The 20,740-nt window shown below is 72.4% G+C and carries 23 protein-coding genes; 15 read left to right on the plus strand and 8 right to left on the minus strand.

Features of this window, described 5'->3' with window-relative positions; all coding sequences use genetic code 11:
* Positions 1-489 precede the first annotated feature (489 nt).
* The 3 genes from AC6EI4_RS01595 to pheA all read right to left on the minus strand — a co-directional run bounded on the left by AC6EI4_RS01595 (position 490) and on the right by pheA (position 2,433).
* On the minus strand, positions 490-975 hold the full coding sequence (locus AC6EI4_RS01595; RefSeq protein WP_498450364.1) for a nitroreductase family deazaflavin-dependent oxidoreductase: 486 nt from the start codon (positions 973-975) through the stop codon (positions 490-492).
* Between the two features lie 41 nt (positions 976-1,016).
* Positions 1,017-1,421 carry a DUF4446 family protein gene (locus AC6EI4_RS01600; RefSeq protein WP_498420334.1) on the minus strand — a complete coding sequence of 135 codons (405 nt, stop codon included), beginning with the start codon at positions 1,419-1,421 and terminating at the stop codon, positions 1,017-1,019.
* A gap of 73 nt (positions 1,422-1,494) precedes the next feature.
* Entirely contained in the window at positions 1,495-2,433 is a 939-nt protein-coding gene (pheA, locus tag AC6EI4_RS01605) for a prephenate dehydratase (RefSeq protein ID WP_498420331.1), read from the minus strand.
* Between the two features lie 50 nt (positions 2,434-2,483).
* Between pheA and AC6EI4_RS01610 the strand changes: the two genes are divergently transcribed.
* From AC6EI4_RS01610 to AC6EI4_RS01655, 10 genes are all read left to right on the plus strand, one after another.
* Positions 2,484-3,077: a TMEM165/GDT1 family protein gene (locus AC6EI4_RS01610; RefSeq protein ID WP_498420328.1), complete on the plus strand. Its 594-nt coding sequence runs from the start codon at positions 2,484-2,486 to the stop codon at positions 3,075-3,077.
* Between the two features lie 94 nt (positions 3,078-3,171).
* Positions 3,172-4,440 (plus strand): arginine deiminase, encoded by a 1,269-nt coding sequence (locus AC6EI4_RS01615; protein ID WP_498420327.1) that lies wholly within the window; start codon positions 3,172-3,174, stop codon positions 4,438-4,440.
* Positions 4,441-4,640: 200 nt separating this feature from the next.
* A complete protein-coding gene (locus AC6EI4_RS01620; RefSeq protein WP_498420324.1) occupies positions 4,641-5,030 on the plus strand; it encodes a cyclic nucleotide-binding domain-containing protein in 390 nt (129 codons plus the stop codon).
* A gap of 225 nt (positions 5,031-5,255) precedes the next feature.
* Positions 5,256-5,873 carry an AIM24 family protein gene (locus AC6EI4_RS01625; protein ID WP_498420323.1) on the plus strand — a complete coding sequence of 206 codons (618 nt, stop codon included), beginning with the start codon at positions 5,256-5,258 and terminating at the stop codon, positions 5,871-5,873.
* A 10-nt stretch (positions 5,874-5,883) separates the two neighbouring features.
* Positions 5,884-6,525 (plus strand): AIM24 family protein, encoded by a 642-nt coding sequence (locus tag AC6EI4_RS01630; protein WP_498420320.1) that lies wholly within the window; start codon positions 5,884-5,886, stop codon positions 6,523-6,525.
* The gene (locus tag AC6EI4_RS01635; RefSeq protein ID WP_498420318.1) at positions 6,525-7,280 is read left to right on the plus strand and encodes an AIM24 family protein; all 756 of its coding nucleotides are present in this window, start codon (positions 6,525-6,527) and stop codon (positions 7,278-7,280) included. Before AC6EI4_RS01630 ends, AC6EI4_RS01635 begins: the two co-directional genes overlap by 1 nt.
* A gap of 96 nt (positions 7,281-7,376) precedes the next feature.
* Positions 7,377-7,952, plus strand: a complete 576-nt coding sequence (locus tag AC6EI4_RS01640; protein WP_498420316.1) for a TerD family protein — start codon at positions 7,377-7,379, stop codon at positions 7,950-7,952.
* A 12-nt stretch (positions 7,953-7,964) separates the two neighbouring features.
* On the plus strand, positions 7,965-8,636 hold the full coding sequence (locus AC6EI4_RS01645) for a TerD family protein (protein ID WP_498420314.1): 672 nt from the start codon (positions 7,965-7,967) through the stop codon (positions 8,634-8,636).
* Entirely contained in the window at positions 8,633-9,997 is a 1,365-nt protein-coding gene (locus tag AC6EI4_RS01650) for a VWA domain-containing protein (protein ID WP_498450365.1), read from the plus strand. Before AC6EI4_RS01645 ends, AC6EI4_RS01650 begins: the two co-directional genes overlap by 4 nt.
* A 49-nt stretch (positions 9,998-10,046) precedes the next feature.
* Complete coding sequence (locus AC6EI4_RS01655; RefSeq protein WP_498450366.1) at positions 10,047-10,385, plus strand: hypothetical protein; 339 nt, start codon at positions 10,047-10,049, stop codon at positions 10,383-10,385.
* A gap of 104 nt (positions 10,386-10,489) precedes the next feature.
* On the opposite strand, the gene AC6EI4_RS01660 is transcribed toward AC6EI4_RS01655, so the two are convergent.
* Positions 10,490-11,251 carry a hypothetical protein gene (locus AC6EI4_RS01660; protein WP_498450367.1) on the minus strand — a complete coding sequence of 254 codons (762 nt, stop codon included), beginning with the start codon at positions 11,249-11,251 and terminating at the stop codon, positions 10,490-10,492.
* A gap of 207 nt (positions 11,252-11,458) precedes the next feature.
* On the opposite strand from AC6EI4_RS01660, the gene AC6EI4_RS01665 reads away from it, so the two are divergent.
* Together AC6EI4_RS01665 and AC6EI4_RS01670 are read left to right on the plus strand one after the other, a co-directional pair.
* Entirely contained in the window at positions 11,459-12,532 is a 1,074-nt protein-coding gene (locus tag AC6EI4_RS01665) for a glycoside hydrolase family 16 protein (protein ID WP_498450368.1), read from the plus strand.
* 407 nt (positions 12,533-12,939) lie between these two features.
* Positions 12,940-13,356 carry a hypothetical protein gene (locus AC6EI4_RS01670; protein ID WP_498450369.1) on the plus strand — a complete coding sequence of 139 codons (417 nt, stop codon included), beginning with the start codon at positions 12,940-12,942 and terminating at the stop codon, positions 13,354-13,356.
* A 318-nt stretch (positions 13,357-13,674) separates the two neighbouring features.
* On the opposite strand, the gene AC6EI4_RS01675 is transcribed toward AC6EI4_RS01670, so the two are convergent.
* From AC6EI4_RS01675 to AC6EI4_RS01690, 4 genes are all read right to left on the minus strand, one after another.
* Positions 13,675-14,613: a DUF5926 family protein gene (locus AC6EI4_RS01675; RefSeq protein WP_498420303.1), complete on the minus strand. Its 939-nt coding sequence runs from the start codon at positions 14,611-14,613 to the stop codon at positions 13,675-13,677.
* A gap of 11 nt (positions 14,614-14,624) precedes the next feature.
* A complete protein-coding gene (locus AC6EI4_RS01680) occupies positions 14,625-15,404 on the minus strand; it encodes a glycerophosphodiester phosphodiesterase family protein (protein ID WP_498420300.1) in 780 nt (259 codons plus the stop codon).
* A 152-nt stretch (positions 15,405-15,556) separates the two neighbouring features.
* A complete protein-coding gene (locus AC6EI4_RS01685) occupies positions 15,557-16,234 on the minus strand; it encodes a hypothetical protein (protein WP_498450370.1) in 678 nt (225 codons plus the stop codon).
* Positions 16,235-16,420: 186 nt separating this feature from the next.
* Complete coding sequence (locus AC6EI4_RS01690) at positions 16,421-17,608, minus strand: DUF8462 domain-containing protein (RefSeq protein WP_498450371.1); 1,188 nt, start codon at positions 17,606-17,608, stop codon at positions 16,421-16,423.
* Positions 17,609-18,166: 558 nt separating this feature from the next.
* Between AC6EI4_RS01690 and AC6EI4_RS01695 the strand changes: the two genes are divergently transcribed.
* Genes AC6EI4_RS01695 through AC6EI4_RS01705 form a run of 3 tightly spaced genes read left to right on the plus strand, consistent with a single transcriptional unit; the run spans position 18,167 to position 20,740 of the window.
* Positions 18,167-19,033 carry an Fpg/Nei family DNA glycosylase gene (locus AC6EI4_RS01695; RefSeq protein ID WP_498420294.1) on the plus strand — a complete coding sequence of 289 codons (867 nt, stop codon included), beginning with the start codon at positions 18,167-18,169 and terminating at the stop codon, positions 19,031-19,033.
* 10 nt (positions 19,034-19,043) lie between these two features.
* A complete protein-coding gene (locus AC6EI4_RS01700) occupies positions 19,044-20,408 on the plus strand; it encodes an MFS transporter (RefSeq protein ID WP_498450372.1) in 1,365 nt (454 codons plus the stop codon).
* Positions 20,405-20,740 (plus strand): rhodanese-like domain-containing protein, encoded by a 336-nt coding sequence (locus tag AC6EI4_RS01705; protein ID WP_498420291.1) that lies wholly within the window; start codon positions 20,405-20,407, stop codon positions 20,738-20,740. The genes AC6EI4_RS01700 and AC6EI4_RS01705 overlap by 4 nt, the downstream gene beginning before the upstream one ends.

The following is a 20,740-nucleotide window of genomic DNA, read 5'->3' on the forward strand; positions in this document are numbered from 1 at the left end:
AAGCGGGATGGGCGCGTGGGCAGCCACGGACGAGGAACGTCGCCTCGTCGCAATCCCCCCACGCGCCGTCTGTCGCCCGCAGCCGTCTGTCGCCCGCAGCCGGCGCTTCCCGCGCCCACGCTGCCCGCCCAGGGCCAGCCCGGCCACGCGCCGCCAGCACCACCAAGCCCCGCCCCGCCCCGCGCCGCCCCCGCGCAGGCCACACCCTGGGTCGCCCCACGCAGCGACTCACGGGTAACTAGAGGATCGCCTTCATCTGGTGCCTGGGAATCTCCAGTTACCTCTGGGTATGCCGGGCCCCGCGGGGTGGAAGCGGGATGGGCGCGTGGTGGCAGCCGTGGACGAGGAACGTCGCCTCGTCGCAATCCCGCCACGCGCCGCCCAGCCCCGCGCAGCCCGCCCCGCCCCGCCCAGCCCAGCCCCGCCCAGCGACCCACGGGTAACTGGAGGATCGCCTTCACCTGGTGCCTGGGAATCTCCAGTTACCGGTCAGTCACCCGTCGGGGTGAGCGCGAAGACGGGGATCAGGCGCTCGGTGCGCGCGGCGTACGCGCGGTAGTTGGGCCAGGTCTCGACCATCGCGGCCCAAGCCTCACTGCGCTCGGGGCCGCTCAGCTCCTGGGCACGGGCGGCGAGGGCGCGTCCCTTGAACTCCACGCGCGCCGTGCCCTCCGCCTCGATGACCGCGCGCAGGTTGGCCACCCACAGCGGCGTCTTGGCGGCGCCCCAGTTGGAGCCGGCGACCAGCCAGGCCCCTTGGTGGGGCACGCACAGCAGCGGCGTGGTGCGCGCGACCCCGGACTTGCGCCCGGGCACGGTGAGGAAGAGCTCGGGCAGGCCGGCGAAGGTGAGCAGCGTGACCCGGCCACGGGAGACCCGCCGCAGCGTCTGGTCGACGCGGACGATCACCGGCAGGTACCTGGGCAGCCACGGCTGGCGGCCCAGCGCGATCGCGGCCGGGCGCAACGGGTTCATGGCCGCGACCCTAGGCGCGGCAGACCGCGCTGTCAGCGGCTTCAGCGCGGGCGCGCGTGCGCGATCGCCTCGTCCTCCTCCGGCGAGAGCTGCTGCTCGCTGGACCACGAGGTGATCGACTTGGCGTACGTGCGGGCCTCGCTGCGGCCGTGGATCGAGGTCAGCACGACGCCGTGCCCGGCGTCGTCGAGCAGCGCCAGGGACCAGGACAGGTGCCCGCCCATGTCCCCGAACGCGTCGTAGCGCACCACGGCGAGGTGGCGCAGCGCGTCGGCCGCCTCGGCGCGCAGCGCGGCGACCTCCTGGCGCAGGCCGTGCACGTCCTCGGGCAGGGCGTCGGAGGTGGCCGGCCGCTCCTCGGGCCGGGCGCGACGCAGCGCGAGGACGGCGAGCGCGAGACCTCCCAGGGCGACGATCAGGGCGAGGGAAGCGAGGGCCACGGGCATGGCGCCAGAGCCTAGTCGTCGTCAGGCGCGCCCTTGGTAGGCCCGCCGCCGCGAGCAGGTCGCGGCGTGTGCCTCAGTGGCCGCGTCGCAGCGCCTCGAGCCAGGCGGCGGCGTCGCGGAAGTCGCGGTCGGAGGTGCCGGGGCGGATCTCCGGCGCCACCTTGTCCACCCGGGGGTAGCTGCCGAGGAAGCGTACGTCGGCGGAGGTACGGCGCAGGCCCGTGAGCGCCTCGCCGACCCGGGCGTCGGCGAGGTGGCCCTCGCAGTCGATCGAGAAGCAGTAGCGGCCGAGCCCGACGCCGGTGGGGCGCGACTCGATGCGCGAGAGGTTGACGCCGCGCAGCGTGAACTCCTCGAGCAGTTCGAGCAGCGCGCCGGGGTGGTCGTTGCGGATGAAGACGACCAGCGAGGTCTTGTCCGCGCCACTCGGCGGCGCCACCGGCCCCGGTCGGGTGACCAGCACGAAGCGGGTCACCGCGTCGGGGTTGTCGCCGATGCCCTCGGCCAGCGTGGTCAGGCCGTAGCGCGCGGCGGCCAGCGGGGCGGAGATCGCGGCGTCCCAGGTGGCGCTGCCGTCGGCGAGGCCGGCGGAGGCGGCGGCGGTCGAGGTGGTGTGCACCACGCTCGCGCCCGGCAGGTTCTCGGCGACCCAGCGCCGGGTCTGCGCGGCGGCGTGCGGGTGGGTCGCCACCACGCGGACGTCGGCGCGCGTCGTACCGGGGCGCACGGAGAGCGAGAAGCGGATCGGCACGGTCATCTCGGCGGTGATCATCAGCGGCGCGCCGGTGGCCAGCTCGTCCAGGGTGACCGGGACCGATCCCTCGACCGAGTTCTCGATCGGCACCACCGCGCCGTCGCACTCGCCGCTGCGCACCGCGTCGAGGGCGACGGTCACCGTCGCGGCGGGGCGCCGCTCGGCGTCGGCGGCCTGCGGCAGCGAGCCCAGGGCCTGCTCGGTGAAGGTCCCCTCGGGACCGAGGTAGGAGAAGCGCGCGGAGGCTGGGGAGGGCACCCGCTCACCCTAGTGTGCGCCCGCGCGCGCCCCGATGGGATCCTCGGCGCGTGGATCTCGTCGTCGTCGCGCTCACCTTCGCCGCCATCTTCGTGGTGGAGCTGCCGGACAAGACCTTCCTGGCCACGCTGGTGCTCTCGACGAAGTTCCGGCCGCTCTACGTCTGGATCGGCGTCGGTCTCGCCTTCGCGGTGCAGGTGGGCATCGCGGTGGCCCTCGGCAAGGCCGCGGCGCTGCTGCCCGAGGACCTGGTGCACGGCGCCGCCGCCGTGCTGTTCCTCGCCGGGGCCGTGCTGCTGCTGCGCGAGGCGCGCGCCCACGACGCGGCCGACGACGGCGCGGAGTTCGCCGAAAAGGCCCCCGAGGCGCAGGGGTGGAAGGCCATCGGGGCGAGCTTCCTGGTGCTGTTCGCCGCCGAGTGGGGCGACCTCTCGCAGCTGCTGACGCTGTCGCTGGTGGCCAAGTACGACGACCCGGTCAGCGTCTTCGTCGGCTCGCTGGGAGCGCTGCTCGCGGTGAGCGGCCTCGCGGTGCTGGCGGGTCGCTGGCTGCTGGGCCACGTCAGGCTCAGCGTCCTGCACTACGTCGGGGCGACCGTGTGCCTGGCGCTGGCCGCGCTCACCACCTACGACCTGCTGCGCTGAGCGGGCGCCTCGGACGGGCGCCTCGGACGGGCGCCTCGGACGGGCGCCTCGGACCGGGCCCGCAGGCCGGGTCGCCCGGTCTAGAGTCTCGTCCATGAGTGCCGACACCGCCGCCGCGCCGGAGGCCGACCGCCGCGTCGCCACGACCACAGGGGCCGACAGCGAGGTCGGCAGGCTCCGCACGGTCCTGCTGCACCGGCCCGGCCCCGAGCTCAAGCGACTCACCCCCCGCAACAACGACCGGCTGCTCTTCGACGGCATCCCGTGGGTCGCCCGGGCCCAGGACGAGCACGACGCCTTCGCCGCGGCGCTGCGCGAGCGGGAGGTGGAGGTGCTCTACCTGACCGACCTGCTCGCCGAGACCCTGCAGAGCGAGGCGGCGCGCGAGCACGCCATCACCACCGCCCTGTCCGGCCTGCACCTGGGCGACACGCTGCGCGACTACCTGGTCGGCGCCCTGCACGACGCCTCCCCCGAGGAGCTGACCACCCACCTCACCGCCGGCATCCGCAACGACGAGGTCCGCGGCGGACATGGGCTGGTCACCTCGCTGCTGGCCAGCGACGACTTCCTGATCGACCCGCTGCCGAACCTGCTGTTCACCCGCGACTCGAGCGTGTGGGTGCGCGACCGGGTGACGGTGACGTCGCTGGCGATGCCGGCCCGGGCCCGCGAGACCCAGCTGACCGAGCTGATCTACACCGACCACCCCCGGTTCGCGGGGACCGCGAAGCTGCACGGCTGGCAGTACGAGCACGTCGAGGGCGGCGACGTGCTGCTGCTCGCCCCCGGCGTGATCGCGGTGGGGGTCGGCGAGCGGACCACGCCGGCCGGGGTCGAGCGGCTCGCCCGACAGCTCCTCAACGACGCGCTGGCGCACACCGTGCTCGCCGTACCCATCGCCCAGGAGCGCGCCACGATGCACCTCGACACGGTGTGCACGATGGTCGACGTCGACAAGATCGTGATGTACCCCAACATCGCCGACTCGCTGCAGGCCTACGCGGTGACCGCGCCGGAGGGGACCGTCGCCGACGACCGCGACCTCCGGCTGCTGGTCAGCGGACCGGAGCCGTTCCTCGTCGCCGCGGCGAAGGCGATGCACATCGACACGCTGCACCAGATCGACACCGGCCTGGACCCGGTCACCGCCGAGCGCGAGCAGTGGGACGACGGCAACAACACCCTCGCCCTGGCGCCGCGGCTGGCGGTGGCCTACGAGCGCAACGTGGAGACCAACGACCGGCTCGAGGAGGCCGGCATCGAGGTGGTCCGGATCGCCGGCTCCGAGCTGGGCTCCGGACGCGGCGGCCCCCGCTGCATGAGCTGCCCCGTCACCCGGGACCCGCTCCCCACCCCCTGACCCGCCTCCCCCGCCCTCCCCGCCTCCCCCCGCCCGGCCAGCTGTAACGCGGGGTTACTCACACTGACGCAGCGCTATTTCGCTGCCATAGTGGGTGTAACACCGCGTTACAAGCCTCGTGCCGGCGCGCGGCGTGACATCCAGGCGCCCCGGCCGTTGAGACGGCCGTGGACGGACCACAGCAGAGAGGCAGGACCCCGATGACGGGAATCTTCGACGGGCTCGCTCCCCAGGACGTCGCCCGGATCAAGGCCGCGGCGACGCCGGTGAGCGTGCCGGCGGGCTGGTCGCCGATCTGGGAGGGCACCCCGGCCGACAAGGCCTACATCATCGAGGCGGGCGAGGTCTCGGTACGGCGCCACGGCCACGAGATCGCCACCCTCGGCCCCGGCGACATCGTCGGCGAGACCTCGATCATCAACCACACCCTGCGCACGGCGACCATCGTCAGCCTCTCCGAGCTGCGGCTGCTGCACCTCTCGCGCGAGAAGCTCGAGCAGCTCTGCGTCCAGGTCCCGGCCTTCCAGCAGGCGCTGGAGAAGGCCGCACACGACCGGATGTCGCCGCACCCCGACAACCTGCAGGCCTGAGACGTACCCGCCGACCCGGCGCCCACGACGAGCTCTGCCTCGAGCACGACCTCGACCATCCGACGGGGCGCGACGAGGGATCGCCGTTCCGCTCCAGCGGCTGCGGCGGTCAAGGGTTACTCGCGACTCGAACCATGGGTGCTGCGGCGCCGCTAGGCTGCCCCCGGCGCCCCGGCCGGGGCGGCACGACGACACGCCTGCACAGGCACGCACGAGGGGGTGGCAGTGGCGACGCTGACCGCGGACAAACGGGTTCTGCACGCTGATCTGACGGGGGACACCATCCGCGCCGCGGCTGGGTCGATGGTGGCCTACTCCGGCAGCATCGACTTCAAGCACGCCGGCATGGGCGGCGGCGGAGGCTTCCGGGCCGCGCTCAAGCAGAAGGTCGCCGGCGAGTCCCTCATGCTGATGGAGTGCACCGGCACCGGCCGCGCCTACCTCGCCCAGGACGCCCTCGACGTCACGGTCGTGCACCTCGACAACGACACGCTGACCGTGGAGTCCGAGCACATCCTCGCGGTGACCGCCGGCCTGAAGCTCGACGTCCAGTTCGCCGGCCTGCGTGGGATGACCTCCGGCCAGGGCCTGGCCACCACGAAGGTCACCGGCACCGGCCAGTGCGCCATCATGTCCGACGGTCCACTGATCGGCCTCGAGGTGGTCCCCGGCCAGCCCCTGGTCGTCGACCCGGACGCCTACGTCGCGGGGACCGGCCAGCTGCAGATGTCGCTGGTCTCCGGGGTGTCGTGGCGCTCGCTGATCGGCGAGGACGGCGGCGAGCCCTTCTCGCTGCGCTTCGAGGGCCAGGGACTGGTCTACATCCAGCCGGCAGAGCGCTGAGGAGGCTGCGATGACGTTCGAGAAGGTCAACAGCAAGGTGGTCCGGGTCCAGGTCGACCCGCAGCGCCCGGTCCTCGCCCGGCGCGGCGCGATGCTCGGCTACGACGGCGCGGTCAGCTTCCGCCCGATCGCGGGCCAAGGTCAGGGCGTCGGCGGGATGATCGGCGCCGCGATGTCCGGAGAGTCCAGCCGGATGATGGCGACCGAGGGCACCGGCTCGGTGCTCTACGGCTACGAGGGTCTCTACATCACGGTGATCGAGCTGACCGGCGACTCCCTCATCGTGGAGGCCGACCGGCTGCTCGCGCACGACGCCAACCTCCAGACCAGCGTCGAGTTCATCGGCCAGGGCGGCGTGCGCGCCGCCGTACGCGGGGCGATGACGGGCCAGGGCCTCTTCACCACCCGGGTCTCGGGGCACGGCTCGGTGGCGGTGCTCTCGCACGGCGGCACCTTCGACCTCCAGCTCAACGGCGACACCGTGGGCGTGGACCCGCAGGCGTACGTCGGACACGTCGGCGCGCTCAACGTCGACCTCAAGGCCAGCGTCGGGATGCGCGACCTCATCGGTCGCGGCTCCGGCGAGGCCTTCCAGCTCCACGTGACGGGCCACGGCACCGTCTACGTGCAGGCCTCGGAGGAGAAGTTCTGATGATCGGTGGGTTGAACATGTCCGTCTTCAACGCCCAGACGCTGCCCAGCAACGACAACGTCAACGCCTACGCGTTCTCGATCGACCTGGCCGGCGAGTGGTTCCTCAACAAGGGCGCGATGATCGCCTACTACGGCAACATCGACTTCTCCGGGGTCGCGGCGTTCGCCTCGCGGGCCTCCTGGGTGGCCGCCCGGTTCTCCTCCCCGCTGTACGTGCAGGACTGGATCGTCGCGGCCGGCCAGGGCAAGCTCGTGATCGGCGACCACGGCAACGACATCAACTCCTACGACCTCGAGGCCGGCAACCTGACGATCAAGCAGGTGAACCTGCTGGGCTTCGAGCCGGCCCTGGAGCTCAAGCAGTCGATCGTGCCCGGCTTCGTCACGCTGATCGGGACCGGCAAGTTCCTGGCCTCCTCGAACGGGCCGGTGATCTTCGTGGAGCCGCCGTTCCGCGCCGACCCGGACGCGCTGCTGGGCTGGGCCGACTGCCCGTCGCCCTCGCAGCACTACGACCTCAACTGGATGGCCGCCTCGTTCATGGCCGGCGTCCAGGGGATGTTCGGCCGCCAGTCGGGCGAGGAGCGCCAGTACGACTTCACCGGCGCGGGCACGGTGCTGATGCAGTCCTCGGAGAGGCTGCGCGAGGACCCGGCGATGATGCGGATCGTGGAGTCCCACACCAACCTGCTCGACGCCGCCAGCGCCGTCGAGCTCGGGCGCCGGCTGGTCGCCCGGGGCCAGCAGCAGTAGGCCCGGGGAGCTCTCAGCGGCACTCTCGCCGCCGCGATAGCCACCCACCCGATAGAACTGACACCACGACAGCACCACCAAGCGAAAGGGAATTCAATGGGAGTCTCGCTCAGCAAGGGCGGCAACGTCTCGCTCTCCAAGGAGGCGCCGGGTCTGACCGCCGTCAACGTCGGTCTCGGCTGGGACACCAACACGTTCTCGGGAGGTGAGTTCGACCTCGACGCCTCGGCCATCATCACCGGCGCCAACGGGAAGGTGCTCTCCGACCAGCACTTCGTCTTCTTCAACAACCTCAAGTCCGCCGACGGCTCGGTCGAGCACCTCGGCGACAACCTCACCGGTGAGGGCGAGGGCGACGACGAGGTCGTCAAGATCAACCTCGCCGCGGTGCCCGCCGAGGCCGAGAAGATCGTCTTCGCGGTCTCGATCTACGACGCCGACACCCGCAAGCAGAACTTCGGCGCCGTGCGCAACGCGTTCATCCGTGTGGTCAACCAGACCGGCGGCACCGAGATCGCTCGCTACGACCTGACCGAGGACGCCTCGGTGGAGACCGCGATGGTCTTCGGCGAGGTCTACCGCAGCGGCGCCGAGTGGAAGTTCAAGGCCGTCGGCCAGGGCTACGCCTCGGGCCTGCGCGGCATCGCCGCCGACTTCGGCGTGAACGTCTAGGACCTGTCTCCCATGGTCGACTACACCAAGCGCCCCGCTCCCTCCGGCGACGGAGGGAGCGGGGCGGGCGTGTCCCTGAGCAAGGTCACGCTGACCAAGTCCGCCCCGTCGATCTCGCTGGCCAAGGGCCAGGGAGCCTCGGGGCGCATGCGGATCAACCTCAACTGGGCCCAGACGCAGCAGGCTCCCGCCAAGGGCCTCTTCCGCAAGGCCCGCTCCTCCGGCGTCGACCTCGACCTGGCCGCGCTGTGGGAGCTGCAGGACGGCCGCAAGGGCGTCGTCCAGGCCCTCGGCAACTCCTTCGGGTCCCTCGACGCCGCGCCGTACGTGATGCTCGACGGTGACGACCGCTCCGGCCAGAACGCCGCGGGCGAGACGCTCACGGTCAACCTCGACCGGCTCTCGGAGATCAAGCGGGTGCTGGTCTTCGCGTTCATCTACGAGGGCACGCCCAACTGGGCGGCGGCCGACGGCGTCGTGACCCTGCACCCGGTCGGGGCGGCCCCGATCGAGATCCGCCTCGACGAGACCTCGAACTCGGCGATCACCTGCGCGATCGCGATGCTCACCAACGACGGCGGCGCGCTGCGCGTCGACCGCGAGGTGCGCTACATCAACGGCTCCCAGGCCGAGCTGGACCGCTCCTACGGCTGGGGCATGCAGTGGGCGAAGGGTCGCAAGTGACCCACCAGCTCCAGCGGGGCGGCAACGTCGGCCTCGCTGGAGCCGGTCTCGGCGCACGCGTCGTGGTCACCCTGACCTGGGTGGCGCGCAGCGGTGTCGACGCCGACCTGTCCGCCTTCCTGTGCGACGGGGGCGGGCGGGTCCGCTCGGACGCCGACTTCGTCTTCTACAACCAGCCCTCGGGCGCGGACGGCGCGGTGCGCCACCTCGGCAAGTCGGCGCGCGGCGCCACCACGCTCGACCGGGTGGCGATCGATCTCGCCGGCGTGCCCGCCGACGTGGACAAGATCGTGATCGGCGCCTCGCTGGACGGAGGCCGCTTCGGCGACCTGGCCGGGCTGGGCGTGGAGGTCACCGACGAGCAGTCCCCGGACTCGGCGCCGCCCGCGGTGCGCACCGAGCTCGAGGCGGGCGCGGAGACCGCGATGGTCTTCGCGGAGGTCTACCGCCGCGGAGCCGAGTGGAAGGTCCGCGCGGTCGGGCGCGGCTGGACCGATGGCCTGGCCGCGATGGCCACCGACGTGGGCGTCTCGGTCGACGACGAGCCGGCTGCTGCCTCGGCGCCCGCGCCCGCGGCGGCCCCCGCCCCGGCGGAGGCGGTCAGCCTCGAGAAGCGCCGGGTGATCGACCTGGAGAAGAAGCTCACCTCCACCGGTGACACCCAGATGCTCAGCCTGGTGAAGAAGGCCGGCGTGAGCCTGGAGAAGCGGGGGCTCGGCGAGCACACCGCCCGGGTCGCCCTGGTCCTCGACATCTCGGGGTCGATGAACCGCCTCTACTCCCGCGGCGCCGTCCAGCGCCTGGCCGAGCGGGTGCTGGCCCTCGGGCTGCGCTTCGACGACGACGGCGAGGTCGACGTCTTCCTGTTCGGCAAGTCCGTGCACCAGCCCGGCGGGCTGCGCCTGGAGGGCTACCCCGAGTACGTCAAGGCGATGCTCAAGCAGCACCCCCTCGAGTTCGACACCCGCTACGGGGCGGCCGTCACGGCGGTGCGCAGGCACTACTTCGGGAGCAGCGACGAGCGGACCCAGCCGCATGCGGCCGACGTGCCGGTCTACGTGATGTTCGTGACCGACGGGGAGCCCTCGGACAAGCCGCTGGCCACCAAGCAGGTCAGCGCCGCGTCGTACGAGCCGATCTTCTGGCAGTTCATGGGCATCGGCTCGCGCGGCTTCCCCTACCTGGAGAAGCTCGACGATCTGGAGGGGCGCTACACCGACAACGCCGACTTCTTCTCGGTCACCGAGGACGAGCTGCTCGGGACGAACCCGATCAGCGACGACGCCCTCTTCGAGCGGTTGATGACCGAGTACCCCGGCTGGCTGAGCCGTGCCCGAGCCCAGGGGCTGCTGACCCGCTGAGCCCTCCCGGCGAGGTTTCGCCGCCTCGCCCCGCGGGGACGTAGGCCGCATGACGCGAACTGTGACGGCCGTGGGGTCGCTGCTCCTGGCCCTGCTGATCGGCTTCGGCGCGGCCTGGTTGGTCCTCGGCCGAGACCCCGACGACCGCGAGCTCGCCTGCGCCGGCGCCCGCTCGCTGCCGCAGGACCTCGGAGACCGGTGGAGCCTCGCCGAGCTCGACAAGGTCGATGGGGTGGCGATGCTCGCCAAGGCCGCCGGCTCGACCGGCGACGACTACGACGACCTCGACGCGCTCGGTCGAGCCGGGCGCGAGCTCCAGGAGGTCGTGACCGGCGCCAGGTCCGAGCGCTACGCCAGCGCCCGTGAGGCCCTGCTCGACGCCTGCTAGCGGCACGCTCGGGTCGGCCGCCCGTAAAAGGCGAGACGTCCCGGCCTCCACGGAGGCCGGGACGTCTGGTGGGCGATCAGGCAGCGCTGATCACGCGTCGCTGATCAGGCTCGCGCCGGCTCCGCGAGCGGGACCAGCGCGCACAGGATCGAGCCGAGGACCGGCAGCTCGCACAGGTCCTCCGGTGTGGGCGTCGGTACGCCGCCACCGCCCTCGGCCAGCGCGCAGAGCTCGCTGATGCCCTCCATCGCGCACAGCTGGGTGACGATCTCGTCGAAGCTCGGGGCCGCACCCCCGCCGATGGCCTCGCACAGCTGGGCCGCACCGGGCAGGGCGCACAGCTGCTCGGCGAACTCCTCCGGGCTGGGCACCGGCGCGCCCTCGCCGCCACAGATCCCCGGGATCGGGAGCACCGCACACAGCTGCTCGGGGCTCAGCGGGGAGGACGGCGGGTCGGCCGGCCCCTGCTGGCAGGCGGCGAGCCGCTGACGCGCGCCGGACTGGGCCGAGCGGGCGCGCTGGAGAGCCTTCTTGGCGCGTGCCTTCTTGGCCCGGGCCTTCTTCACGGCCTTGGCGGCCTTGGCCTTCTTGGCACCCTTGGCACCCTTGGCCTTCTTGGCCTTCTTGGTCGCCTTGGTCAGCGCACGGGTGGCCTTCTTGAGCTGCGCCTTCTTGGTCTGGACGCGCTTGGTCGACGTGGCCAGCGCGGTGCGCTCCGCGCTGCAGTCCGCTGCTCGGGCGCTCCCGGCGGGAGCGTCGGCTGCCGCGGCTGTCGCTGTGGCACGGGCCGGGCCGGTCAGCGCTACCGAGGCGGCGACGGCGACGAACAGGGCGATCAAGAGCCCGATGAGCTTGCGTGGATGCACGGTTTCCTCCCGGAATGCGGTGGCCTGCCCTACGCCGAGGGCTGCCGAATGTTAGCCACGTCACAGGGAGCCTCCCGATTTCTTGCATCTCGCGCGGAGTAAAGAAAGCGCCCACGCACCTCAAGTCCCGGGTCCAGATACCGATCAGGAGGACTACGGCGCGTCCGCCGAATGCCCGGACAGCGCCCCGTCACCACGGGGGACAACATGTCGCGCACCAAGCACCGAGCCTTCTTCGTCACCGCACTGCTGACCATGGCCACCCTGACCGCGCTGTCAGTCGGCACCGGCGACGAGAGCGCTGCGGTCACCGCGCTCGACCGGGCCCACCAGGTCCAGCAGGCTCCCGCCGCGACCCCGAGCCTGCGCCCCGCCCGCAGGTGCCGGCCGGCCAACCACCCCAGCCGCCGGCCACCTCGCCTGCACAAGCACCGGCACTGCCCGCGGGCGAAGCCCGCCGTGGCGCCGACCCGGGCTCCGGCTCCGGCTCCCGCGCCGGCGGCTCCGGCACCGGCAGCTCCGGCACGACCGGCTCCCGCACCAGCGGCTCCCGCACCGGCAGCTCCCACACCAGCGGCTCCCGCACCGGCGACTCCCGCACCGGCAGCGCCGGACGGCTGGACGCTGGTGACCGCCGACGAGTTCGGCGGCGGCACGCTCGACACCACCAAGTGGGTGCCCTACACCGGCGTCCCGGGCTGCTGCTCGGACACGCGCTGGCACCCGTCGCAGGTCGAGGTGTCCGAGGGCACCTTGAAGCTGCACTCCCGACCGGAGGGTGGGGTATGGCGCTCCGGTGGGGTCGGCGGCTGGAACTGGGCGGGGGCCGCGCGCACCTACGGTCGCTTCGATGCCCGGATCCGGTTCGACGCCGGAGCCGGGGTCTCGGCCGCGGCGCTGCTGTGGCCCGCGGACAACTCCTGGCCTCCGGAGATCGACTTCTACGAGATCGCCGAGACCTGGGGCGACCGCTCCCGAATGATGGTGACCACCCACTGGCCCACCGCGTCGGGACGCCAGCTCTCCCAGCACGTCACCACCAGCGACTTCACCCAGTGGCACACCGTGTCGGTGCGCTGGTCCGCCGAGGCGATCACCTACCTGCTCGACGACCGCGTGCTCAAGGTCGAGACCGACCCGGCCCGGATCCCCGACACCAGGATGTGGGTCGGACTGCAGACCCACACCCACCGCATCGACGGAGCCTGGCCCACGCTCGCGGGGGGCCGGTCTTCGGTCGCGCTGGAGGTCGACTGGGTGCGGGTCTACCGAGCCGACTGAGCAGCTTCCGGCTCAGCCGGGCGAAGGAGTCTGAAGAGACCTCCGTGGAAAACGCTGAGTGCGCAGGTCACGGCTTCACCCTCGACCTGCCCCTGACGCTCGCGACCGACTTCCTCCGTAACGCCGCTGAGCCGAAGCGGCTTGGACAAGCGCGACGACCCGGAGCCGGTTGCTGACTCTTCCCCTTCACGGGGCCCGGCGATCCATGGTGTCGACGCATGAACAGCGGCGCGGGGTCGAATCCCTTGCGCGGCTCCGAAGAGCCGTTACTCATGGTCGACGTATCGGCATGGTGACCCGCCGGGTGGACGTTCTCAGCGTGCCTGACATGCGAGGCTAGATTGCTTCAGGAGTCCACCCTTGTGCCGATACTCCATACGATGACCCCGCTGAGGAAAGTGCTTCCCGTGAGCGACCGCCTCAGCGCCTCCCGTGCGGCCGCCGCCCGCCCTCAAGGCGAGTTCAGGGCAGCTATGGCGCTCCGTCGGGCGCGGCTGCTCGCCTTTCTCACCTCCGGGGCGATCTGGATCGCCGGGGTTTCGATAGGCACCGGCATGTGGCCCGTACTGTCCTTGATCGCGGCCGCCTACGTCTTGGTTGGCAGTGTGGCGTTCGCACGTGCCGAAGCGCGTACCCGCCCGACGTTGGTTGCGCTGTGGGTGTTTGCAGTCGCGTTGTGGTCGCTCGCCTTGAGCCCTGTCGGGGAGCCCTGGGCCATCTGGGGGATCGTCATCGGATTCGTGGTCGGGTCGCTCTGCTTCGGTGCGTGGATCGGTGCGGGCTTCATGTTGCTGCAGTTCTTCAGGCCCACCGCCCGACCCTGACTCCACGCAAACCCACCTCCCTCGCCCAACTGCTTGAGCGGTCGTCGCAGCGGCGGGGCGCGCACCTTGGACCTCTGCGCTTCTCGGCGCGTTCCTGGCCATCAACGCCATCGCCTGGCAGGTGCACCTACAGGCTCATCGCGAGCCGAACCGGGGCTCGGGGAGACCACCGGGATCTCCGCACGGTTTCCGCCGGAAGATCTGAAGACCCGGCCGTTGCTGACGGGGGATACAACAACGGCCGGGCACAGGAGAATGTACGGGACGCTCAGGCCGTGGAACAGCCAAAATCCCCGATTTCTTGCGAAGTGATGTACCTCACCGGATGGTGACCTGGCGGTTGGTCAGACCCGCCCGTGTCGCACGCTCCGCGGACGTCAGCGGCGTGGGGTCGGCCAGCACCTCGGCGAGGTCCGCGGCGAAGCGAGCGGCCGGTTCCTCGAGCACCTGCGCACCGGTCCCCAAGGGGAGGTCCCACACCGGAGCCAGCAGTCCGTGGGCGCGGAACATGCCCACCAGGCGCGAACCCTCGACCAGGCGGTCGCGGCCCGCGGCGTGCAGCCGGGCCAGGGCGTCGAGGAGCCGGTCCTCGGGCTCGGGCATCACCCAGCGCAGGTGCTCCTTGGTGCCCACGTCGGTCCAGTACGCCGCCTCGACGCTGCGCAGCCGCACGGTCGGGGAAGCCGCGCCGTTGGCCTGCTCCAGGGCCGCCAGCATCGCCGGGGACTGGTCCTCGACGTCGGCGAGCCAGTAGCCGAAGCCCTCGTGCACGGTGATCTCCAGCGGCTCGTCGACGACGAGGTCCTGCAGTCGCGGGCCCTCCCCCGGCGCCTCGATCAGCCCGACCACGTCACCGGGCGCCGCCTCCAGCGCCCGCTGGAGCACCGCGCCGGCGTCCCGGGCCGGGTCGCCGTACTGGTGCTGGACCTGCAGGCCCAGCCAGATCGTGCCGTCCTCGCGCACCAGCGCCGGGGCTGCCCCCGGCAGGAGCGAGCAGAGCAGGACGGGACGCTCGGAGTCCTTGAGCCTCAGTGGGGCGGTCGCGGCCGGCACCAGCTCGCGCAGCGCGATGACGTCGCACTCCGAGGGCATCCCCTCGAAGGGACGCACCACGAAGGTCGCGGCCCCCGGGTCGGACGAGCCGTGGCAGGCCTTGTAGCGGCGGCCCGACCCGCACGGGCAGGGCTGGCGCGGCGCCACCTCCCCGGGAGTGCCGGGGGCTTGGTCACGGGCCTTGGTGCGAGAGCTCTTTCCCATGACAGTCGAACCTATACGCCGAGCAGTTGGCGCAGGTAGGCCGGCCTGTCGGTGATGACCGAGGCCACTGCGTAGCGCTGGCACACCTCGAGGTCCTCGGGGGTGTTGACCACCCACACGTTGACCTCCCGGCCGCTCTCCACCAGCCGCCGGGCGAAGCCGGGATGGTCGCGCAGCTCGGCGACTCCGGGGCCCAGCGCCCAGTGCGGCCCGATCAGGCGTCGCAGCATCGGCCAGTGGTGGGCCTTGTCGATGAGCATCACCAGCCGCAGGTCGGGGGCGAGCCGCTCGACCCGGCGCAGCGCCGTCGCCGAGAAGCTCATCACCTTGGCCGGTGAGTCCGCGCGGTCCCATCCGAACTCCCGCAGCAGCTCCACCACCCGCCGCTCGACCAGACCGGCGAAGCGCGTCGGGTGCTTGGTCTCGATCGCGATCTCGATGGGCCGCTCGTAGTCGGCGACGGTCTCCAACAGCCTGCGCAGCGTCAGGACCCTGCCCAGCTCCTCGTCGCGCTCGGTGTGCTCGTCGTCCAGCTCGGCCCAGGGGTTCTTCCACGAGGCGAAGTCCAGGTCGCTGAGCTCGGCGAGCTCCATCGTGGAGACCACCCCGCGGGTGCGCGCCGTACGACGCAGGTCCCGGTCGTGGACGCAGACCAGGTGGCCGTCGGCCGTCAGCCGTACGTCGCACTCGAGGCCCTCGGCACCGGCGTCGAGGGCGGCGAGATAGGCGCCGAGTGTGTGCTCGGCGAGCTCGTGGCTGGCGCCGCGGTGAGCGACGACCTTCGGCCTCATGCGTCTCCTCGTGAACGGCGAACGGCGGGCCGGGTACCCAGCTCGGATCGGCATCGCGCCGCCCCGAAATGGTGCACCCGGCCCGCCGCGGTGTCCACGCCGGGGCCCCGGCACTACGCCCGGTGGGCGCCGTCAGCCGGGGCGAGAGGGGATCAGCGACCGCCCAGGGCCGGCAGCGGCAGCTGGCCGATCAGGTTCTTCAGCAGCCCGGTCAGCCCGCCGAGCAGGGTGTCCACGATCCGCACGACGGTGCCCAGCGGCGTCTCGTTGATCTTCTCGACGATGTCGCGGATGAGCGAGATCACCCCGGCCAGGGGCTTGCCCAGCGGAGAGCCCTCGAGCAGCTCGAGCACGTCGCGGATCGCGCTGGGGTTCTCCTGGGCGTAGAGCGCCGTGACGGCCACCGTGCCCATCTCGCGCAGCTCACCGGGGTCGAGGGCGCGCAGGCGCTTGATGATCTGGGTGGCGCGCTGCGGCCGCTTCGCCTGACGCAGGCTGCGCTCCAGCTGGTTGATCCGGGCCAGGCCCTGCTTGGCCGCCCGCTCGAGCTGGGGGCCGAGACCCTCCAGGTCCGTCATCTTCGGGTCGGCGAGGATCTCGCGGTACGCCGCGCGCTTGCGGTCGGCGACGTTGGCGCCCACCCGCTTCTTGCGCGCCAGGCGCTTGGCCCGGGTGGCCGCAGGCCGCGCAGCCGACGCCTCGGCGGCAGCCGCAGCCGTCTTCGCGGTCGGTTCCGCGGACCGGGCGACCAGCTGGGCCGGCGCCGCCGAGGCGCCGGTGAGCTGGGCCCCCGAGACGGCCACCGCGCCGGACAGGACGGCCGAGGTCAACAGTCTTGCTACGCGCGTCATCTGCACGGTTCTCTCCCTCATCAAGTGCTCCGGGCGGCTCCCGCGCCCGCTTGCCCACAACGTACCCACGAGATGTCACACCGAGTAACACCGAGCGTGACATCTCAGTGTGCGGTCACAAATGGCCCCTCCCGGGGCGCCTCAGCGGCTCAGCAGGGGGCGCGCTCAGCGGGAGCGGAGGAAGGCCCCGAAGTGCGGCACCGTGAAGGCGACGCTGCCGCGCTCGGCGGAGAAGACCAGCCCCTTCTTGATCAGGCCGTCGCGCGCCGGGGAGAGCGACTGCGGCTTGCGCTCCAGGTGCCGCGCCACGTCGGCGGTCGACACCGGCCCGTCGGCGTTGTCGGCTCCGAGGTCGGCCATCGCCACCATGTAGTCGCGCTCGGCCGGCGTCGCCCGGTCGTAGCGGGCGCCGAAGAAGCCCACCGCGAGCTCGGCCTCCGCCTCGGGCGCCGCCACCCGCACGTCCTCCACCCGCACCGGCGACCCGACGGCCGCGTCCCAGGTCACCTTTCCGTACGCCTGCACGAAGTAGGGATAGCCGTCGGTGAGTCGGTAGAGCTCGTCGAGCGCGTCCGCCTCGAAGTCGACCTCCTCGGTCGAGGCCGGGACCCGCCAGGCCCGGTCGGCCATCTCCCGGGGCAGGCGATCCACGGACACGTAGCGGAACAGCCGCTCGGCGTACGACTTGGAGGCGGCGAGCGCCACCGGCAGGTGCGGCAGGCCGGCGCCCACCACGATCAACGGGGAGCCCTGCTGGCTGATCTCGTGGCAGGCCCCGCACAGCGCGGCCAGCTCGGGCGCGGGGATGTCCTGCATCTCGTCGATGAACACCGCCATCCCGACGCCGAGGTCGCCGGCCAGCTCGGCCACGTCGGAGAACAGCTCGACCAGATCGAGCTCGAGGTCACCGGAGTCCGCACGGCCGCGGGTGGCCGGCACGTCGATCGGCGGCGTCCAGCGCATCCCCTTGCGATCCTCGACCGACGTGCGCAGAGCGAAGCTCTTCAGCACCCCCGCCACCGCGTCCACCCGGTCGGGGTCGCGGTGGCGGTGCGACACCTCGCGGATGCCCGCGTGCACCGCCTGGGCCATCGGGATCCGGATGCTCTGGTCCGGGCGGGCCTCGATCTTGCCCGTCCCCCACGCCCGCTTCACGGCCTGCGAGCGCAGGGCGTTGAGCAGCACCGTCTTGCCCACCCCCCGCAGTCCCGAGAGCACCATGCTCCGCTCCGGGCGTCCCGCGGCCACCCGCTCGAGCGTCACCTCGAACTGGCGCAGCTCCCGGTCGCGCCCCGCCAGCTCGGGGGGACGCTGGCCGGCCCCTGGGGCATACGGGTTGCGGATCGGATCCATGTGCGGACGATATCTGCGCGTCTAGGGTGGGGGCTAGATTTGGGTAGCGTGTCCTGTGTTGGGCGCCCTCCCGGTCGCCGTTTGGTCCCCAACGGATGCGATTCCAGGCGCCGAGGGTCCGTTTCTGCCCAATCGACGACCCCGGCACCCCTCACGGGGCCACGTCCGGGTCCGCGGGCCAGCTTGCGACGTACGCCGCTGTGGCGCCGACCTTCGACCGAAGCGCACGGATGCACCTCGTTTGGTCCCCAACGGGGGTGATGTGCGGCCGCGAGGGTCCGTTTCCGCCCAATCGCGGCGCCTCGGCGTGCCTTGCCCGTTCGAGGGAAAGCCGACGTCGTACGCCGTTGCGTCGAGGCCGGCGAGGAGGTCACGCGGAGGCATTCCGGTCGAGGCCGGGCCAGGGCCGTAGGGATGGGTCGGGGGTCGCCGAATGGTCACTAACGGCATGCTCCTGCGCGAAATATGCCCCGTTGGGGACCAAACGGCGACAAGGGACGGCGCCGGGCAGCGGTCGACGCCCCCTGCGCGGGGCCCCGGCGCCCTAGACTGAGCGGCGTGCCCGAGCTGCCCGAGGTGGAAGCCCTGGCCCTCGATCTGAAGGGCCGGCTCAAGGACCACGCGATCACCAAGGTCCACCTGGCTGCGTTCAGCGCCCTGAAGACCTTCGACCCGCCGCTGTCCGCGCTGGAGGGGACGCTGGTCGACGACGTCACCCGGCACGGCAAGTTCCTCGACGTCGAGGCCTCGGGCCTGCACCTGGTGCTGCACCTCGCGCGGGCCGGCTGGGTGCGCTGGCGCGACGAGGTGCCGACCCTGCCGCCCAAGCCCAGCAACAAGTCGCCGATGGCCGCGCGGGTGGTGATCGACGACGTCGCCGGCCTCGACATCACCGAGGCGGGCACCAAGAAGAGCCTGGCGATGTACGTCGTGCGAGACCCCCAGGAGGTGCCCGGGATCGCCCGGCTCGGACCCGACCCGCTCGGCGAGGGGTTCACCCGCGACCTGCTCGGCCAGATCCTCGCCGACGCGGGCCGCGCCCAGATCAAGGGGATCCTGCGCAACCAGGGCACGATCGCCGGTATCGGCAACGCCTACTCCGACGAGCTTCTCCACGCCGCGCGGCTCTCGCCGTTCAAGCCCGCCAACAGCCTCAGCGACGACGAGCTGGAGATCCTCTACGCCGCGATCCGCACGGTGCTCGGCGATGCGGTCGAGCGTTCGCGCGGGCTGGCACCCAGCCAGCTCAAGGGCGAGAAGAAGTCGCACCTCGCGGTGCACGGGCGCACCGGCGAGAAGTGCCCGGTCTGCGGTGACGTGGTCCGCGAGGTGTCGTTCGCCGACTCGAGCCTGCAGTACTGCCCCACCTGCCAGACCGGCGGCAAGCCGCTCGCCGACCGGCGCATGTCCCGACTGCTCAAGTGAGCCCGCTCGGATGAGCCCGGCCCGTTCCGAGGTCGCGCGCGTGGCCGCCTCGCCCGAGGCCCGCCGCGCGCTGCATCGCCGCACCCTGCGCGTGGTCGTCGTCTCCCAGGTCTTCGGCGGCGCCGGCCTGGCCGCCGGCGTCACGGTCGGCGCGCTGCTGGCCCAGGAGATGGTCGGCGGCGCCGGGATCGCGGGGCTGCCGGCCGCGTTGTTCACGCTGGGCTCCGCCCTCGCGGCGTACCTGGTCGGCATCGTCTCCCAGCGCTCGGGTCGCCGGCTGGGCCTGGCCGCGGGCTTCCTGACCGGCGCCGCCGGCGCCGTCGCGATCGTCGTCGCCGCCGTGATCGACAGCCCGCTGCTGCTCTTCTCCGCGATGTTCGTCTACGGCGCCGGCACGGCCACCAACCTGCAGGCGCGCTACGCCGGCACCGACCTGGCCCCGGCGCAGAGCCGGGCCAGCGCCGTCTCCATCGCGCTGGTCGCGACCACCTTCGGCGCGGTCGCCGGACCCGCCTCGGTCGGCCTGCTCGGCGACCTCGCCGCCGCGCTCGGCATCCCCCGGCTGGCCGGCCCGTTCCTGCTCGGCGCGGTGGCGTACGGCGTGGCGGGGCTGGTGCTGTTCGTCGCGCTGCGCCCCGACCCGTACCTGGTCGCCCGCGCCGCCGCCGCCCTCACCGACGCCGACGCCGACGCAGACGCCGACCCCGACGAAGCCCGCGCCCCGTCCTCCCCCGCAGCACCCGCACCCACCAGCCCACCCACCGGCGCACCCCCCACGAGCGCCCGCCGAGGCGTGGCCGTCGGCGCGACGGTGATGGTGCTCACCCAGGTCGCGATGGTGGCGATCATGACGATGACGCCGGTGCACATGCGCCACCACGGCCACAGCCTGGACGCGGTGGGGTTCGTGATCGGCATGCACGTCGGGGCGATGTTCCTGCCGTCCCTGGTCACCGGCCGCCTGGTGGACAAGGTCGGGCGGGTGCCGATGGCGATCGCGGGAGGCGCCACCCTGCTCGCGGCCGGGCTGGTCGCCGCGCTCGCCCCCGGGGACTCCCTGCTGACCCTGACCCTCGCCCTGTGCCTGCTCGGGTTGGGCTGGAACTTCGGCCTGATCAGCGGCACGGCACTGGTCGTCGACGCGGCGCCGCTGGAGACCCGGGCCCGCACCCAGGGCGCCCTCGACGTCCTGGTCGCCCTGGCCGGCGCCTCCGGCGGCGCGCTCTCGGGGCTCGTCGTGGACGCCTCCAGCTTCGCCACGCTCTCGTTGGCCGGCGGCTTCCTGGCCCTGCTGCTGGTGCCGGTGGTGGCGTGGTGGCGACGCGACCCCGCGGCCGCCTCGGCATCGGGCACGGGGACTAGCGTGGGGGCATGACCCAGATCCCCACGGTGACCATCGACGGCGTGCCCGATCCGCTGCCCGAGGGCCTGCACGTGCTCGACGTGCGCGAGCAGGTCGAGTGGGACCACGCCCACATCGAGGGGGCGCTGCACGTTCCGCTCTCGCAGCTCGTGCAGCGCCTCGACGAGGTGCCGGTCGAGCAGACGCTGGTGGTCTGCAAGATCGGCGGTCGCTCCGCCCAGGCGGTGGCCTGGCTCAGCCAGCAGGGCCGTGACGTGGTGAACCTGGACGGCGGGATGGTCGAGTGGGCCGCCGCCGGTCGCCCCATGGTGAGCGAGACCGGTCAGCCGCCGCGCATCGCGTGA

The organism is Nocardioides sp. Z43_10 (assembly GCF_059766615.1).

Excerpts from the sequence above, each read along its gene's own strand:
- AC6EI4_RS01620 (WP_498420324.1), top strand. The coding sequence starts at position 4,641 with ATGACGGGAATCTTCGACGGGCTCGCTCCCCAGGACGTCGCCCGGATC.
- AC6EI4_RS01665 (WP_498450368.1), top strand. The coding sequence starts at position 11,459 with ATGTCGCGCACCAAGCACCGAGCCTTCTTCGTCACCGCACTGCTGACC.
- AC6EI4_RS01615 (WP_498420327.1), top strand. The coding sequence starts at position 3,172 with ATGAGTGCCGACACCGCCGCCGCGCCGGAGGCCGACCGCCGCGTCGCC.
- AC6EI4_RS01700 (WP_498450372.1), top strand. The coding sequence starts at position 19,044 with ATGAGCCCGGCCCGTTCCGAGGTCGCGCGCGTGGCCGCCTCGCCCGAG.
- AC6EI4_RS01690 (WP_498450371.1), bottom strand. The coding sequence starts at position 17,608 with ATGGATCCGATCCGCAACCCGTATGCCCCAGGGGCCGGCCAGCGTCCC.
- AC6EI4_RS01635 (WP_498420318.1), top strand. The coding sequence starts at position 6,525 with ATGATCGGTGGGTTGAACATGTCCGTCTTCAACGCCCAGACGCTGCCC.
- AC6EI4_RS01645 (WP_498420314.1), top strand. The coding sequence starts at position 7,965 with ATGGTCGACTACACCAAGCGCCCCGCTCCCTCCGGCGACGGAGGGAGC.
- AC6EI4_RS01600 (WP_498420334.1), bottom strand. The coding sequence starts at position 1,421 with ATGCCCGTGGCCCTCGCTTCCCTCGCCCTGATCGTCGCCCTGGGAGGT.
- AC6EI4_RS01595 (WP_498450364.1), bottom strand. The coding sequence starts at position 975 with ATGAACCCGTTGCGCCCGGCCGCGATCGCGCTGGGCCGCCAGCCGTGG.
- AC6EI4_RS01655 (WP_498450366.1), top strand. The coding sequence starts at position 10,047 with ATGACGCGAACTGTGACGGCCGTGGGGTCGCTGCTCCTGGCCCTGCTG.
- AC6EI4_RS01705 (WP_498420291.1), top strand. The coding sequence starts at position 20,405 with ATGACCCAGATCCCCACGGTGACCATCGACGGCGTGCCCGATCCGCTG.
- AC6EI4_RS01675 (WP_498420303.1), bottom strand. The coding sequence starts at position 14,613 with ATGGGAAAGAGCTCTCGCACCAAGGCCCGTGACCAAGCCCCCGGCACT.
- AC6EI4_RS01630 (WP_498420320.1), top strand. The coding sequence starts at position 5,884 with ATGACGTTCGAGAAGGTCAACAGCAAGGTGGTCCGGGTCCAGGTCGAC.
- AC6EI4_RS01640 (WP_498420316.1), top strand. The coding sequence starts at position 7,377 with ATGGGAGTCTCGCTCAGCAAGGGCGGCAACGTCTCGCTCTCCAAGGAG.
- AC6EI4_RS01680 (WP_498420300.1), bottom strand. The coding sequence starts at position 15,404 with ATGAGGCCGAAGGTCGTCGCTCACCGCGGCGCCAGCCACGAGCTCGCC.